The sequence below is a fragment of the Desulfovibrio sp. ZJ369 genome, from assembly GCF_011039085.1.
GTDB lineage: Bacteria > Desulfobacterota > Desulfovibrionia > Desulfovibrionales > Desulfovibrionaceae > Desulfovibrio.
This window is the reverse complement of record NZ_JAAKEI010000001.1, coordinates 133,929-146,635: the sequence shown is the minus strand read 5'-3', so window position 1 is coordinate 146,635 and position 12,707 is coordinate 133,929. Positions and strand designations below refer to the sequence as shown.

The 12,707-nt window shown below is 57.7% G+C and carries 11 protein-coding genes, 1 tRNA gene and 2 pseudogenes; 9 read left to right on the top strand and 5 right to left on the bottom strand.

The features are described from left to right. Window positions 1-218 (top strand): annotated as a pseudogene (locus G7Y51_RS00655) (helix-turn-helix domain-containing protein); the annotation flags it as partial. 460 nt (window positions 219-678) lie between these two features. Here the strand turns inward: G7Y51_RS00655 and G7Y51_RS00645 are convergent. The 3 genes from G7Y51_RS00645 to G7Y51_RS13660 all read right to left on the bottom strand — a co-directional run bounded on the left by G7Y51_RS00645 (window position 679) and on the right by G7Y51_RS13660 (window position 3,874). Further along, a complete protein-coding gene (locus G7Y51_RS00645; protein ID WP_165174493.1) occupies window positions 679-1,392 on the bottom strand; it encodes an ATP-binding protein in 714 nt (237 codons plus the stop codon). Window positions 1,393-1,413: 21 nt separating this feature from the next. After that, entirely contained in the window at window positions 1,414-3,585 is a 2,172-nt protein-coding gene (locus G7Y51_RS00640; protein ID WP_165174492.1) for a Mu transposase C-terminal domain-containing protein, read from the bottom strand. A 139-nt stretch (window positions 3,586-3,724) separates the two neighbouring features. Continuing rightward, window positions 3,725-3,874 (bottom strand): LacI family DNA-binding transcriptional regulator, encoded by a 150-nt coding sequence (locus tag G7Y51_RS13660; protein ID WP_277424679.1) that lies wholly within the window; start codon window positions 3,872-3,874, stop codon window positions 3,725-3,727. 329 nt (window positions 3,875-4,203) lie between these two features. Here G7Y51_RS13660 and G7Y51_RS00630 point away from each other — a divergent pair, with 329 nt between their 5' ends. The 3 genes from G7Y51_RS00630 to G7Y51_RS00620 all read left to right on the top strand — a co-directional run bounded on the left by G7Y51_RS00630 (window position 4,204) and on the right by G7Y51_RS00620 (window position 6,624). Further along, entirely contained in the window at window positions 4,204-4,932 is a 729-nt protein-coding gene (locus tag G7Y51_RS00630) for a helix-turn-helix transcriptional regulator (RefSeq protein WP_165174490.1), read from the top strand. Between the two features lie 583 nt (window positions 4,933-5,515). Continuing rightward, window positions 5,516-6,061, top strand: a complete 546-nt coding sequence (locus G7Y51_RS00625) for a flavodoxin family protein (protein WP_165174489.1) — start codon at window positions 5,516-5,518, stop codon at window positions 6,059-6,061. Then, a complete protein-coding gene (locus tag G7Y51_RS00620) occupies window positions 6,058-6,624 on the top strand; it encodes an NAD(P)H-dependent oxidoreductase (protein WP_241160083.1) in 567 nt (188 codons plus the stop codon). The genes G7Y51_RS00625 and G7Y51_RS00620 overlap by 4 nt, the downstream gene beginning before the upstream one ends. Before the next feature lie 21 nt (window positions 6,625-6,645). Here G7Y51_RS00620 and G7Y51_RS00615 read toward each other — a convergent pair whose 3' ends face one another. Continuing rightward, window positions 6,646-6,798 carry a hypothetical protein gene (locus tag G7Y51_RS00615; protein ID WP_165174488.1) on the bottom strand — a complete coding sequence of 51 codons (153 nt, stop codon included), beginning with the start codon at window positions 6,796-6,798 and terminating at the stop codon, window positions 6,646-6,648. Between G7Y51_RS00615 and G7Y51_RS00610 the strand changes: the two genes are divergently transcribed. The 4 genes from G7Y51_RS00610 (at window position 6,797) to G7Y51_RS00595 (ending at window position 10,023) form a co-directional block, all read left to right on the top strand. Next, entirely contained in the window at window positions 6,797-7,840 is a 1,044-nt protein-coding gene (locus G7Y51_RS00610) for a hypothetical protein (RefSeq protein ID WP_165174487.1), read from the top strand. The genes G7Y51_RS00615 and G7Y51_RS00610 overlap by 2 nt on opposite strands. Then, window positions 7,840-8,637: an alkaline phosphatase family protein gene (locus G7Y51_RS00605; protein WP_165174486.1), complete on the top strand. Its 798-nt coding sequence runs from the start codon at window positions 7,840-7,842 to the stop codon at window positions 8,635-8,637. The genes G7Y51_RS00610 and G7Y51_RS00605 overlap by 1 nt, the downstream gene beginning before the upstream one ends. Before the next feature lie 28 nt (window positions 8,638-8,665). Further along, window positions 8,666-9,538, top strand: a complete 873-nt coding sequence (locus G7Y51_RS00600) for an EamA family transporter (protein WP_165174485.1) — start codon at window positions 8,666-8,668, stop codon at window positions 9,536-9,538. Window positions 9,539-9,936: 398 nt separating this feature from the next. Continuing rightward, window positions 9,937-10,023 (top strand) — tRNA-Leu (locus G7Y51_RS00595). 145 nt (window positions 10,024-10,168) lie between these two features. Here the strand turns inward: G7Y51_RS00595 and G7Y51_RS00590 are convergent. Further along, window positions 10,169-10,931: pseudogene (locus G7Y51_RS00590) on the bottom strand (IS5 family transposase). A 461-nt stretch (window positions 10,932-11,392) separates the two neighbouring features. Between G7Y51_RS00590 and G7Y51_RS00585 the strand changes: the two are divergent. After that, window positions 11,393-12,646, top strand: a complete 1,254-nt coding sequence (locus tag G7Y51_RS00585; protein WP_165174484.1) for an MFS transporter — start codon at window positions 11,393-11,395, stop codon at window positions 12,644-12,646. Window positions 12,647-12,707: the final 61 nt, after the last annotated feature.

The window sequence follows — 12,707 nt, the reverse complement described above, 5'->3', positions numbered from 1 at the left end:
TTGCTGTCACGCTGTATACCATGGGTCTGTCCCTGTCTGCCATTGCCCGAATTTTTCATGTTTCACCCCCCGCTGTTTTACGTTGGGTACGAAATTTTGCGGAACGTGTTTATGAAAAGTCTGAGCCTGGTGAGGCCATCATTATTGAACTTGATGAAATGTGGCATTTTCTAAAGTCAAAAAAACAAACTTTGGATCTGGAAAGCCTATTGTCGTGATACCGGTCAACTCATCGACTGGGAATGTGGCGGGCGTGATCAGGCTACCCTCCATAGATTGATGGAGCGCTTGAAAAAGTGGAAAGTCTGGTTTTACTGTACGGACAAGTGGAAGGTTTATCCTCTGGAGATAGGCGAAAACGATCTGCTTCAGGGGAAAAGTGGCACAGTCCGCATAGAAAGGAATAATTGTCGCCAGCGTCACTGGTTTGCCAGATTCCGCCGAAAGTCGGTCGTTGTTTCACGAAGTCTGCACATGGTTGACTTGCGATGGCTCTTTTTGCCAGGTTTCATGTGAATGGAACTCTGGATGACATTAAAACATTATTTAGTTAATACTCTCTGCTTTTGAAACGCTCGCTCCGGCGCTTAACGGCGCAAGTAAATTGCGCCTGCGCCTACGCGGCGGGCATGGCTTCGCCCTGCCAGAGCGTTTAGCTAATTCCATTAGCAAAACGCTCTACTTTCGCCGCCACGGTCTTGCGGAGAAGACGGTTTCCAGCATGGCCGCGTCCACCTTGAAGTTTTCGGCAGCCCTGGCCGCCTTTTCCAGCAGGAGCATCATGTTGCGCACCAGGCGGAAGTCTCCCTCGGCGCGTTCCGCGATGCGCTTGCAAAGCTCCGGAGGGATATCCAGACCTGCGGCTTTCATGGCGTATACGGCCACCTCGGCAGGCGAAATGGGGCCGAATTCAACCTCATGCGCGACGCGGCTCCACACTCTGCGCCGCTCGGAAAGCAGCCCGAAAATGGCCTCTTCGCCAATCAAAATGATGGGTGCGCCGGTCTTTTCGAGGATGTCACGCAGATCTTCTATGCGTCCGATGGCAAGCCGGTCAGCCTCATCAACGAATATTGGCGTGCGGTCGCGTTCAAGCAGCTCAACGATGGCCTGCTTGGCCCTGTCCGCCGAAATACGCGGCAGGTCGCCGTTTTTTCCGCGCACCTCGAAGAGGACGCGCTGAAGAAAGGCGGCTTGCGTCCAGCCCTCCCAGACGCGGACGTAAGCTCCGCCGCGCTGGTAGTGATACTGGTCTGCGGCCACGGACTTTCCGCGCCCGGCCTGGCCGTGGGCGAGGATAAAGCCGCTCGTGCCGCGCCCGCCCTCCACAACGGCGTCAACCGCCGTGTTGAAGCGCGCTGTGGCATCTGTTGGAATGATTACGTCTCGCATCTTTTTCACTCCCTGTTTGGGTTATCCTGCGGCTGCGCACTGGTTCCTGCGGAAGTTCCGCAGTTCCAGCTTCGTGTCGTAGAGGGATTTGTAATTGTTCTGGTATTGGGGTGTCTGTTCAAAGGCGTCCATGAATGCCGCGTCCTCTGGCACCAGTTCCACATTCTGCTCATAGCGGACGTCCCAGATGTAGGCGTAGCGGCTCGGCTCGTCGGGCCAGCGGCGCAGCATTGAGGGCTGGTAGACAGAGTCATCCTGCTCCAGAAGGGCTTGGGCTTTGGCAGCCTCGATTACTGCCTTGTCTTTGGGAGAAAGCGCGGCCACCTTCTTCTCTGCGGGGATGCTTTGTGGCGCTTTTGCTATCTGCTGGCTCTGGCGCACTTCCGGCACAATGATGCCTTCCACAAACCCCTTGATGCCCGACTTGGCTTCGCGTGCCTGGGATTTGGTAAGCGCGAGGGCTTCTGACAAATCCCGTCTTTGCTCTTCAGTTCCAAGAACACTGGCTGCCGGATGAATGCCGCAGGCGATCTTGTAATGCTCGCGGTCGCGTGCTTCGCAGATTTTGTTGCCTTCAAGGTCGTAGACAAGCACGGTGTATGGGGAAAGTTGCAAATCGTAGCGCACCAGAACGGGGTGGCGTCTGTTGGAAAGCTCCTCGCTCCAGTAAAGCCGCCCAAACATGCGGATGCCGTCCTTGCTGATGGTGCGAATCTCCTTCTGCAGCATCATCAGCGTCAGCCTGTCCACGTCCACGCCGGGGCCGCGTCCATCAAGGAAAACTTCGCCCGGCGTTTTGCCCTTCAAATGCGTGCGCGTTTGCGGGCGCGCGGCATACATCTCAAACCAGGCGGCAAGCCAGTAGTGGGTCTCTTCAAGCGTCAGCGGTCCGCGTCCGAGCTTTTCATGCAGCCGGCGATGCAGCTTCTCATTTCTTTGCAGTCTGGCAGGCTTATGGTCGATATTCCAGCCAGTATAGGACGGCGTCAGTTCCTCAAGCTCATGCATGGTTCCGAAAAACCGTTCAATGGGCTTGCTCTGGCCGTGGTAGGGCCATGCGTGGATGACCGCGCAGCCAAGATCACGATAGAGGCCAAGGAATCCGGCCTGCTCAAAATCGGGACAGCCCTTGAAAAAGCGGGAACGAAACGCCTTGCCGTTGTCGAGATAGACAACTCGCGGGAATTTCCCCAATCGGATGCACGCCCGGCGAAATGCGCTGGCTATGCACTGGGTGTTTTCAGTCGCCATGACCTCCCAGCCCAGCGGATAGCGGCTCGCGCCGTCAAAATAGAGCAGGAGCGTCATGCGGCAGGGTTTGCCGGTTTCCGGGTTGATGGTCTCGAAGTTCAGGGTGTGGCCGTCGGCGATCACGATGTCGCCCACATCCACCAGACTCCAGTCGCGCAGGATGGACAGGGCGCAGTCGTCGTTCCATGCCTTTTCGCCCTTGCGGAAAAGCGTCCAGTTCTGGAAGCTGACCCTGGAATAGTCGCTGACCCAGCGGCGGATCGTGTCTTCAGAGGGAATGGCGATGTTTTCCGCCTGGCACCGGGCCTGAATGATCCTGACGCAGGTGCTGATCTGGCGGTCTCCGTCCATAACCTGCCCCAGAATGATGGACCTGTGCTGCTCGGTGAGCATGGACTTGCCGCGATGGGCCAGCCCGCGAGCGTCGGCCAGGGCCAGAACGCTGCCGGCTTTTTTCTGCTCCAGCTTCCAGCGTTCAAGACTCTTCCAGCTGATGCGCGGGCCAAGCTCGGTCAGCAATTTAGACCAGGCACCGCCCTGGTAGGCGTGAATGAATGCCTCTTTTTGAGATACCGTCGCGCCATATTTGCGCTGCCAGTTCAGATAGAGGTCAAGAAGATCGGCCTTGGCGAGGGCTTTGTAGCGGCGCTTGTCGTCGAGAATGGCCTGCCGTGCCGGGGAAGGAAGCTGGGAAGCGACAACGGTTGGAAGGGCGGCATTGTGGGCAGATTCTTCCTCTATCGCCCGGCGTTCCTCCGCCATCTGGAGGGCGCGTTGTGTCGCGTCCGGCATGGAGGAAACAAGCCATTCATTACCGCCTCCACGTCCCGCCCTCTTGCGGTACTGCCAATTTTCATGTTTGGCTGTTCGGTTCGCTGACTGGACTGCACAGCCTAAAAGTATTGCAAGCTCTTGTGCTGTATATGCCTCTTTTAACGCCATGACGTTCACCTAGGGCGTGTTAGCACTATCCTGCGCATTCTCAACTATTTTAAAGAGTTCAACGAAAATCCTTTCCCGGCAGAATTACGAGGCAGTGTTCCGAAAAAACAAGACTTTTTCTGATAAGCGTGAACAGGCCCTAGGCTGCACTATTGGAATGCCGTGGGTCATGAAGGAGGTCTTCTGGTACTCCCAGAAGCCTTAACGTATCGAGGACTCTGGGGCTGTGCCGAAATCCATTCATGGTCGCAGAAACTGTCTGCTTGCTCACGCCTGCCAAGGCAGCCACATCTATAAAATTCTTTCCTTGGCCATCCAGAATCCTCTGGATTTCCCTTTTGGAGTCCGCCCTGCCTTGGCAATAGGGCTGGAGTCTGCTCACTTTTGCCTCCTTAGAAAGCCGGTTAACGCTCCATTGCTAAAAACTTGGCTGCCTGCTATGGCTGACTTGTCGCGTGACTTGTCAACCACCCGTTTCCCCTTTTCACCTGTTTGGGATTATTTGTCAACCAAAAAGGTGTTCAAGTTCAAAAAATATTGGGATATTCTTATCCCAATATTCCGCAAGCTTGGGAAAACAGGGTGTTCAACTTCCTGTTCAACTTCCGGGAGCCGAACTTGAACACACTCGATACCGTTGGAAAGCGCATAAGATTTGTCCGCAAAAAATATTTTGACACCCAAGAGCAGGCAGCCAGAGAGCTAGAGATTCACCAAAATTCCCTTAGTAGGTACGAAAACGGGAGAGTGCCAAAATCCGATTTTGTAAAAAAATTATGTGACGCAACTGGAATTTCCCCTCATTGGCTTCTTACTGGTCTTGGGCCAATGCTATTAGAGGAAGAAGAGCCTGGAGATAAAAAAGATATCCAACAATTTATATCTACTTCTGAGGCGTATGCTCTTGAGGGAATAGAAGATGGGAGCGGCATGCTTAACGTGCCGCTGGTGAAAGCCAGATTGTCGGCTGGGCAAGGAAGCTTTGAAGTGGAGGGGGAAGTCGAGGGCTACTGCGCGTTCTCGTCGGCTTTTTTGCGCCGAAAGGGCAACCCTGCTTCAATGGTAGTGATGAAAGTGCAAGGTGACAGTATGCAGCCAGAAATTATGGATGGGGATGCGGTTTTGATTGACCAGAGTAAAAAAGAGGTGAAGCTGGGGCGAATATACGCCGTCGGTTTTGAAGATGCTATTTATCTGAAGAGGATCGATAAGGAGCCAGGGAAGATTATATTGAAGAGTGTCAATCCTGAATATCGCCCGATAGTCATTGAATTGGGGGAGCAGACTTTTGATAGCTTCCGTGTGATTGGTCAGATTCTTTGGGTAGGCAGAGAGTACCAGGAGTAGCGTTTTTTCAGCGTCAGAGTCTCCCGATTGGTAGCCTTCACATTCTCATTTCTCGTGCGGATCAGCCCCCAAATTACCCTCCCATTCTCAAACCTTTTTTCACGCCGCCATCCTCCTCCGGTCAAGCACCAGACCGGCGTCAGTCAAAGGAAAGTCAGGCATCGGTCAACTATGGTTGGCTCCTGTAGCCATTCTCATCTTTCCTGCGGCCCCATAACCATCTTATATTTCCCCTGGATCAGCAACATGGTATAGCTGAAACCCGTGTCCTCCAATTTGGTATCCTTGATGCAATCAATACTTATGGCACACTCTCCTTTGGGTAAGTATCACACCTTGAAGTGCGTACTTGTCAATTTAGTAATTCACGCTACTATACTAGAACATTTTGCTTTTGAAATTATTCAATTTCAAAAGCGGCGCTGCCATCATTTCGCGTCCAGAACGCGGTCTGGACGCTCATTCGGCGCGGGCGTCCGCTCCCGCGGCCGCCAGAGCGGTTGCTGTTTTCAACAGCAAACCGCTCTAATACGAGCCGTGAAACGAGTCAAGTCGGCTTGAAAAAAAGGAGTGCTTTTCTCTTATGGGCAAGAAAATTGTAGTCATTACCGGCAGTCCCCGGAAGAACGGCAACAGCTTTGCCATGACCGATGCTTTCGTCCAGGCGGCCCGGACCAGGGGCCACACTGTCACCCGCTTTGACGCCGCTATGATGAAGATTGGAGGCTGTCACGCCTGCGAGACTTGCTATAAAACCGGCAAGGCTTGCTCTTTTGATGACGACTTCAATACCATCGCCCCCGCCGTCCTGGAATCGGACGCCGTGGTGTTCACCACCCCGGTCTACTGGTACTCTATCCCTGCTCAGATCAAGGGCGTCATTGACCGTCTGTACTCCCTGGTGGTGGGCGGCAAGGACTTTGCGGGCAAGGAGTGCGCCATGATCGTCTGCTGCGAGGAAGATGACATGTCCGTGATGGACGGCGTCCGCATCCCCATTGAGCGGTCTGCCGCCCTGATGAAGTGGAAGGTGGTGGGCGAGGTGCTGGTGCCCGGCGTTCTGGAGGCCGGGGCCATCGCCAGGACTGACGGCTGCGCTCAGGCGGCTGAACTGGCGGAGAAGTTCTGAGGGAGTGTGGGTATGGCCAAAAAAATTGTCATTCTCAATGGCAGTCCCCGAAAGAGCGGCAACACTTCCGCCTTGGTCAAAGCCTTTACGAGGGCGCGGAGAGTGCTGGACATAGCGTTAGCGAGTTTTTTCTGGACGGCATGGACATCCACGGCTGCAAGGGCTGCTTCGGCGGACATGGCAAGAAAGAGTGCCCCTGCGTCCAAAAGGACGATATGGCGCAGATTTACCCGGCGGTTCGGGACTGCGATGTGATTGTGCTGGCCTCGCCGCTCTATTACTGGACCATGAGCGGCCAGCTCAGGACGGCGCTTGACCGCCTGTTCGCTCTGGAGGAGGGGGACGGCAATCTCCTGAGAGGAAACGGAAAATCCTCCGCCCTGTTGATGGCGGCGGAGGGCCACGGCTTTGAGGACGCGGTTCTTTACTACGACCACCTGATGGAGCATCTGCGGTGGGAGAACCTCGGCCATGTGTTGGCCGGAGGAAATATGGATGTTGGCGATATCAAAGGAAAAAGCGAAATTCAGCAAGCCTTTGATCTGGGAAAATCCATTCAATAGAGCCAGAGCGTTTTGCTGATTTCATGAGCAAAACGCTCCAAAAGCCTTGTTCACCGCCGCTGTTTCAGAGAGGATCGGCATTTCCATGCCGCTCCTTTTCGCATGGCCGGGAATGCGCTGCGCCCGCACTTGTCCGATTGCCTTGCAAAAGACATGGGCATAGTATGTCGCCATGACGACACTCGCCTCTGAAAGAGACAGGAGCCGCAAAAGCGGGTCGTTGCGCGTTATTGTCAGTCTGGATGTGGAGGAAGAAGGACTCTTTTCAGGCCGCTATGCCGCTTCGGGTTGCGGCGTGCGCAATGTGGGCCTTTTGCCGCGTCTGGCGCCGTTGACGCACGAGCTGGGCTTTCCGTTGACGCTCTTCTGCGCGCACGCTGTTTTTGCCGATGCCCAAGGCCGTCGGGCGCTGGCCTGGATGCGCGACCATTGCGGCGCGGAGATCGCCGCGCATTTGCACCACTGGAGCACCCCGCCCCTGGACGCTCCCTCGGCTTTGCCGGAGGGATCGGGCAACAAAGGCGGGGCAGATGGCCCGCCCATGCGCACGGATCGTGTGCCGCGCGAGCTGTTGCGCCGACGTTTGCAAACCCTGCTGGACGCCGGGCGCGATTTCCAGTCCGCGCCGCTGACCAGCTTTCGCATGGGCCGCTGGGATCTGAAATCCGTGGTGCGGCCGCTGCTGGCCGAGGCGGGCATCCGGGTGGACAGCTCCATCTGCCCGTTGCGCGCTTTCAAGGACGGCGCGGATCATTTTCTGGCGCCCCCGGATCCCTATTGGGTCGAAGATGCGCCGGGCTGCCGCCTGCTGGAAGCGCCCATCACCCAGATCCCGCTCTGGCCCGTTGCGGCGCGGCTCTGGCACGGGCTTGCCGCCCGCCGCAACGCGCTGCTGGATTCATTTCATTTCTGGGGAGCCTTGAGCGCCAATCCCATCTGGCACAGTCTGCGAGTCATGCGGCTGGCCGCCCGCACCCATGTTACGCGCGGCGGCAAGGTGCTCAGCCTGTTCTGGCACTCCTCGGAAATGCTGCCCGGCGCTTCGCCCCATGTGCCGGATGAGGCCGCCGCCGCCGCTCTGCTGGAAAAAATCCGCGTCTATCTGCAATGGCTCAGGGAATCCTTTGACGTCCGGGGGGTGACGGCCGCCCAGCTTTATGCGCAGGCCCCGGCCCTGAATTTTCCCGACCGCCCGGCCGGAAAAGGAGACTGGTGATGCCCCGTCTGGTTTTCGTGCTGCTGGACGGGCTCGCCGCGAGCACGGCCCGACGTTGCCTGAGTTTCGCTCTGGCCCTGGAGGAAGCGGGCGAAGCCCGCTACTGCGAGCTTGAGGCCGAGCTGCCGTCGCTTTCCCGGCCCATTTACGCCACGCTGCTCAGCGGGCTTGCTCCGGTGCAGACAGGCATTCTGCATAACGACGACGCCCGGCTCTGCCCGGCACCCACCATCTTCCAGCGGGCGCGCAGCGCCGGATTGACCACTGCCGCGGCCGCGTATTACTGGATCAGCGAGCTCTGCAATCGCGCGCCCTTTGCGCCCGGCAGGGATCGCCTGATCGATGATCCGCGCCTGCCTGTCAGTCATGGCCTGTTTTACGGCAATGACGCCTATCCTGACGATGAGCTTTTTCATGATGCCGAATGTCTGCGCCTGCGCCATACGCCGGATCTGCTGCTGGTGCATCCCATGGGCATTGACTTTGCCGGCCACGGCTTTGGGGCGGACTCTCCGGCATACCGGCAGGCGGCGCGCCGGGCCGACAACCTGCTGGCCCGCCATGTGCCGCGCTGGCTGGCCGAAGACTATGCCGTCCTGGTGACCAGCGATCACGGCATGGACAATGAAGGCGGGCACAGCGACGCCGTGGCGCAAAACCGCCGCGTGCCGCTCTGGCTGATGGGCCGGGCCTGGGCGGATCTGCCCTTGCCCGGCGCGCAAACCCAGGTGGCGGGTCTGGTTCTGCGCCTGCTGGGCATTTGTGAGCAGCAGGGAGCAAAGACAGCGCACGCCTGACCGCCAAATCCACAACCTGGAAATCCGCATGCATCAGAGTGATCGCCTCGGCGGCTATGTCTGGATTTTGCTGGCGGCCTTTTTCTGGTCGCTGATCGGCGTTATTTCCAAAATCTGCATGAACGCCGGGCTCAGCCCGCTGGAAACGGCGTTCTGGCGGGCAGCGTTTGGGGGCGCGTTTTTTCTGGGGCATGCGGCCCTGAGCGGGCAGTTGCGCATCCGCCCGCGCGACGCCTGCATTTTTACCGTATTCGGCTTTTGGGGCGTAGGCGTCTTTTTCGGAGCCACGCAATACGCCATCAAACTGAGCGGCGCGGCCATGGCCGTGGTGCTGCTCTACACGGCGCCGGTCTGGGTGGCTTTTTTTTCCCGCCTTCTTTTTCAGGAAAGAATTTCCTCCCGTAAAATCAGCGCCATCGGCATTGCGCTCGCGGGCACCACGCTGGTTTGCTTTTCCGGCGGCAGCCTGCCGGGGCAGGCATCCATGTGGGGCATTGCCTGCGGCCTGTTGAGCGGTCTCTGCTATGCCTCGCATTATCCCTTTTACCGCTGGTGGCAGAGCCGCTATTCCACCGCCGCCATCTATGCCTTCATGCTCCTGGGCGGAACCCTGGCCCTTTGGCTCGGCGTGCCCGTAAGTCTGCGCCATGCGCCCCGCGTCTGGTTCTGGCTGCTGCTTCTGGGTCTGCTCACCGGCTATTTCGCCTATATCTGCTACGGCCAGGGCCTGAAGCGGCTCAGCCTGGTGCGCGCGGCCGTGACCTGCCATCTGGAACCCGTGCTGAGCACGTTTTGGGTCTGGCTGTTCTGGCAGGAAAATTTCAGCATCAGCGGCTGGATCGGCAGCGCTCTGGTGCTTTCGGCGGTCATCTTGCTGAGCACGGACAAAAGCCGCGAATAAAAATTTTCGCCTGCTCCCTCGCGCATCAGGCTGCGGGCCGCTCTCCGCAGCCTCCGGGCAGACGCAGCCTGCAGGCCCGGCCAGGGATATAAGCGCGCCTGGCCGCTTTTTCGGAGACTGCAAAAGAGCAGTGCAATCCACTTGCAGTGTTGTGGCGCATGGATCACGTTTTTGGGCCAAACCGGGCAGTGCCGGGCTCAAACGCAGGGCGTGATGCCTGCGCGCCATGAGGGATTCGCCTTTACACACATGAAGGGGACATTGAGCCGGAAGACGCGGCCTTGCAGCGGAAAACGCCATGCTCCCACTTGACGGAAGGCGGCGGACTGGGATAGTAAGCACACTTACGGCGGCGCAACGCGTTTGGCAAACAGGAAACAGCCGGGCCGCTCTGATATGCCGGGATGGTGGAATTGGTAGACGCAGCGGACTCAAAATCCGCCGAGGGCAACCTCTTGCGAGTTCAAGTCTCGCTCCCGGTACCAAGGAATATCAAGGGCTTGCACAAGAGCAGGCAGTATAACCCCCCCATGCGCCATTTCAGGTGGTTGCACGGGGGTTTTTACATTTCAAAGGGAACGAATGCGGTCATGTATCCGGCATCTTTTCAGGGGTATTCCCTAGGGCCTGTTAACACTTTTTAAGTCCTTCAACGATGAGGGCAAACAGGATGAAGCCAAGAAACAATGCGTCAAGCTTGTCATAGCGGGTTGCTATGCGCCTGTAGCCCTTCAAGCGTCGAAACAATCTCTCAACTTCATTGTGTTTTTTGTATAACTCCTTGTCATAATTCCAAGGCTTACGCCGCAAGGGATGGGGAGGGACTACTGGCGCATAGCCCAGACGACGACTCAATTGTTGTGTTTCATTGCCTTCGTAGGATCTGTCCATAAGGAGACTGCAAGGCGCAGGCGCAGGGCCGAGGGCTTCCAGAAGTTTTCTGCCTTGGGGCGCATCTCCCGCATTGCCGGGGGAAAGACTGAATATCAGGGCACATTCAGGGGACGCGGCAACCAAATGAAGTTTGGTTGTCCATCCGCCTCTGGATTTGCCGATGGAGTGGGGGCCTGTTTTTTTAAAGCCCCTGTTCCATCGGGGTGAACCTTGATGATAGTGCTATCAAGAGAAAGAACCTTGATTTTGACGGCAATAAGCCGCTCGCGCTGAAGCCGCTCAAAAATTTTGGCGAGGACGCCATTTTTACTCCACCGATTCATTCGGGTATAAATGGTATGCCAGTTGCCGAATTCTTTTGGGAGACGCCGCCACTTGCAGCCATTTTCCGCGACATAGAGGATAGCATTGAGAACCTGGCGATTATCCAGGGAAACATTTCCCCGCTGTCGGGGAAACAATCGGCAATGCGTTCATATTGTTCTTTGGTTATGTTCATGGGGGCAAGTATACCCCATGAATATAATTCGTCAAATAGCGTGAACAGGCCCTAGAGCATAGTGCTTTTGAAACGCTCGCTCCGGCGGCGGAGCCGCACTTCGCTTTCACGAAGCCTGCGGCTTGGGCGATACTGTCGCATCGCCGCCGGGGCTGCGAAATTACTCTTGCGCCCTGCTCCCGATACCCGTAGACTGGAATACTCCGATGCCGCTCTTTCTGAGCCGCATCCGACGCAGACGCGCTTCCCGGCCTTTGAGGCCTTGCTTCGGCGTCGGTCCGGCGGGCACGCGGGGCGCTTGCCCAGGTTTTGCCTTGCGCCCTATGGGCTGAAATTGCCGTTCTGCAGACGGACGCCACTGTTACGCGCAGGCAGAGCGGTTGCCGCAGCCGCGCCGCGTATCGCCCGGCGCTCGCCCGAACGCCGTCAACATACACCTCTTCCGGAGAATTGAGGCCTTCATGCCGTGCCTTGCCGACTTGCAAAGCCGGGCCAAGCGTTGGGACAAGCCCCTTGAACCGCCGCAGAAGCTTTTGAGCCGGGACTTTATCCTGCTCTTCTGCATGGCCATGTGCTCCAACAGTTACATCGCCGTGTTCTACTCTTTCGAGCAATGGCTGGAAGGCCTCGGCATCAGCCCCAACTGGCGCGGGGTGCTGCTTTCCTCCCTGTTCGCCATGGTTTTGCTCTTCCGCCCTCTGGCCAGCTTTCTTTTGCTCAGGCGCGGCACATTGCTTGCCCTGCTGCTCTCGATCGTTGTCTCAAGCTGCGTCATGCTGGCGTACCCCTATGTCCGGGGCGAACACATTGTGGGCATCATCTGGCTGCTGCGCATTATTCAGGGCATTGCCCTGGCCGTGTTTTCCAGTTGTGTGGTGGCCGTGCTGGTGAGCTGCATTCCCAAAGGCCAGAGCGCCAGGGGCTTTGCCCTCTTTTCCCTGACCATGCTGCTGCCCTATTCGATCATCCCGGCCCTGTCCGAGCGCATTCTGCCGCTGCTCGGCGGCGAGGCGCAGCTCTTTGCCCTCACGGCCACCTTGGGGCTGCCCACTCTGGCCATGCTGATCCCTCTGGCCCCGCGCCTGAGAAGGCCGGAAATGCCCCCGGCAGGCGAAAACAGCATTTCCGGACGGGCTCTCTGGCAGGCCGTGAGTCACTCCGGCCTCTTTTTCGTCTATGCGGCCTGTCTGACCTTCAGCATCATGACCGTGCTGGCCATTTTCTTCATGAAAGGCCTGACCTCCGTCACCGGGGCGCATCCGGCCTGGTTTTTCTCCACCTACACGATCACCATCATTCTGGTCCGGCTGTTCGGCAGCAACCGGCTGGACACCTTGCCCCGCTACCGGGTGATCACCCTTTGCAGCGGCGTGCTGGCCTGCTGCATGCTCGTTCTGGCCTGGGGGCCGCTCTGGGCCTTTCTTCCCATCACCTGCGTGTACGGCCTGGGCCTGGGCCTGCTCTACCCTCTGCTGGCCGCCGCCGTGTATGACCGCTCCACGCCGCCCACCCGTTCGATCAACTCCAATGTGATGATGTCCACCTTTGACGCCAGCGGCATGCTCGGCCCCCTGCTGGGCGGGCTGGTGATCCAGAGCGGCTACGGCTACCGGGGGGTTTTCACCGCGGCGGCCGTCACTATTACGCTCAGCGGCTGCTGCATGCTGATCGACAGGATGCGCATGAGCCGGCGAGCGCGACGCGACGCGCTCTGACACAGAGTAAGATCACCTCTGGCCGCCTTCGGCCACATGGGCAGAACCCAAGCCACCGTTA

What these genes read in the sequence shown, in the direction of transcription:
- G7Y51_RS00645 (WP_165174493.1), bottom strand. Translation starts at nt 1,392, where the DNA reads ATGCGAGACGTAATCATTCCAACAGATGCCACAGCGCGCTTCAACACG.
- G7Y51_RS00640 (WP_165174492.1), bottom strand. Translation starts at nt 3,585, where the DNA reads ATGGCGTTAAAAGAGGCATATACAGCACAAGAGCTTGCAATACTTTTA.
- G7Y51_RS00625 (WP_165174489.1), top strand. Translation starts at nt 5,516, where the DNA reads ATGGGCAAGAAAATTGTAGTCATTACCGGCAGTCCCCGGAAGAACGGC.
- G7Y51_RS00610 (WP_165174487.1), top strand. Translation starts at nt 6,797, where the DNA reads ATGACGACACTCGCCTCTGAAAGAGACAGGAGCCGCAAAAGCGGGTCG.
- G7Y51_RS00615 (WP_165174488.1), bottom strand. Translation starts at nt 6,798, where the DNA reads ATGGCGACATACTATGCCCATGTCTTTTGCAAGGCAATCGGACAAGTG.
- G7Y51_RS00605 (WP_165174486.1), top strand. Translation starts at nt 7,840, where the DNA reads ATGCCCCGTCTGGTTTTCGTGCTGCTGGACGGGCTCGCCGCGAGCACG.
- G7Y51_RS00600 (WP_165174485.1), top strand. Translation starts at nt 8,666, where the DNA reads ATGCATCAGAGTGATCGCCTCGGCGGCTATGTCTGGATTTTGCTGGCG.
- G7Y51_RS00585 (WP_165174484.1), top strand. Translation starts at nt 11,393, where the DNA reads ATGCCGTGCCTTGCCGACTTGCAAAGCCGGGCCAAGCGTTGGGACAAG.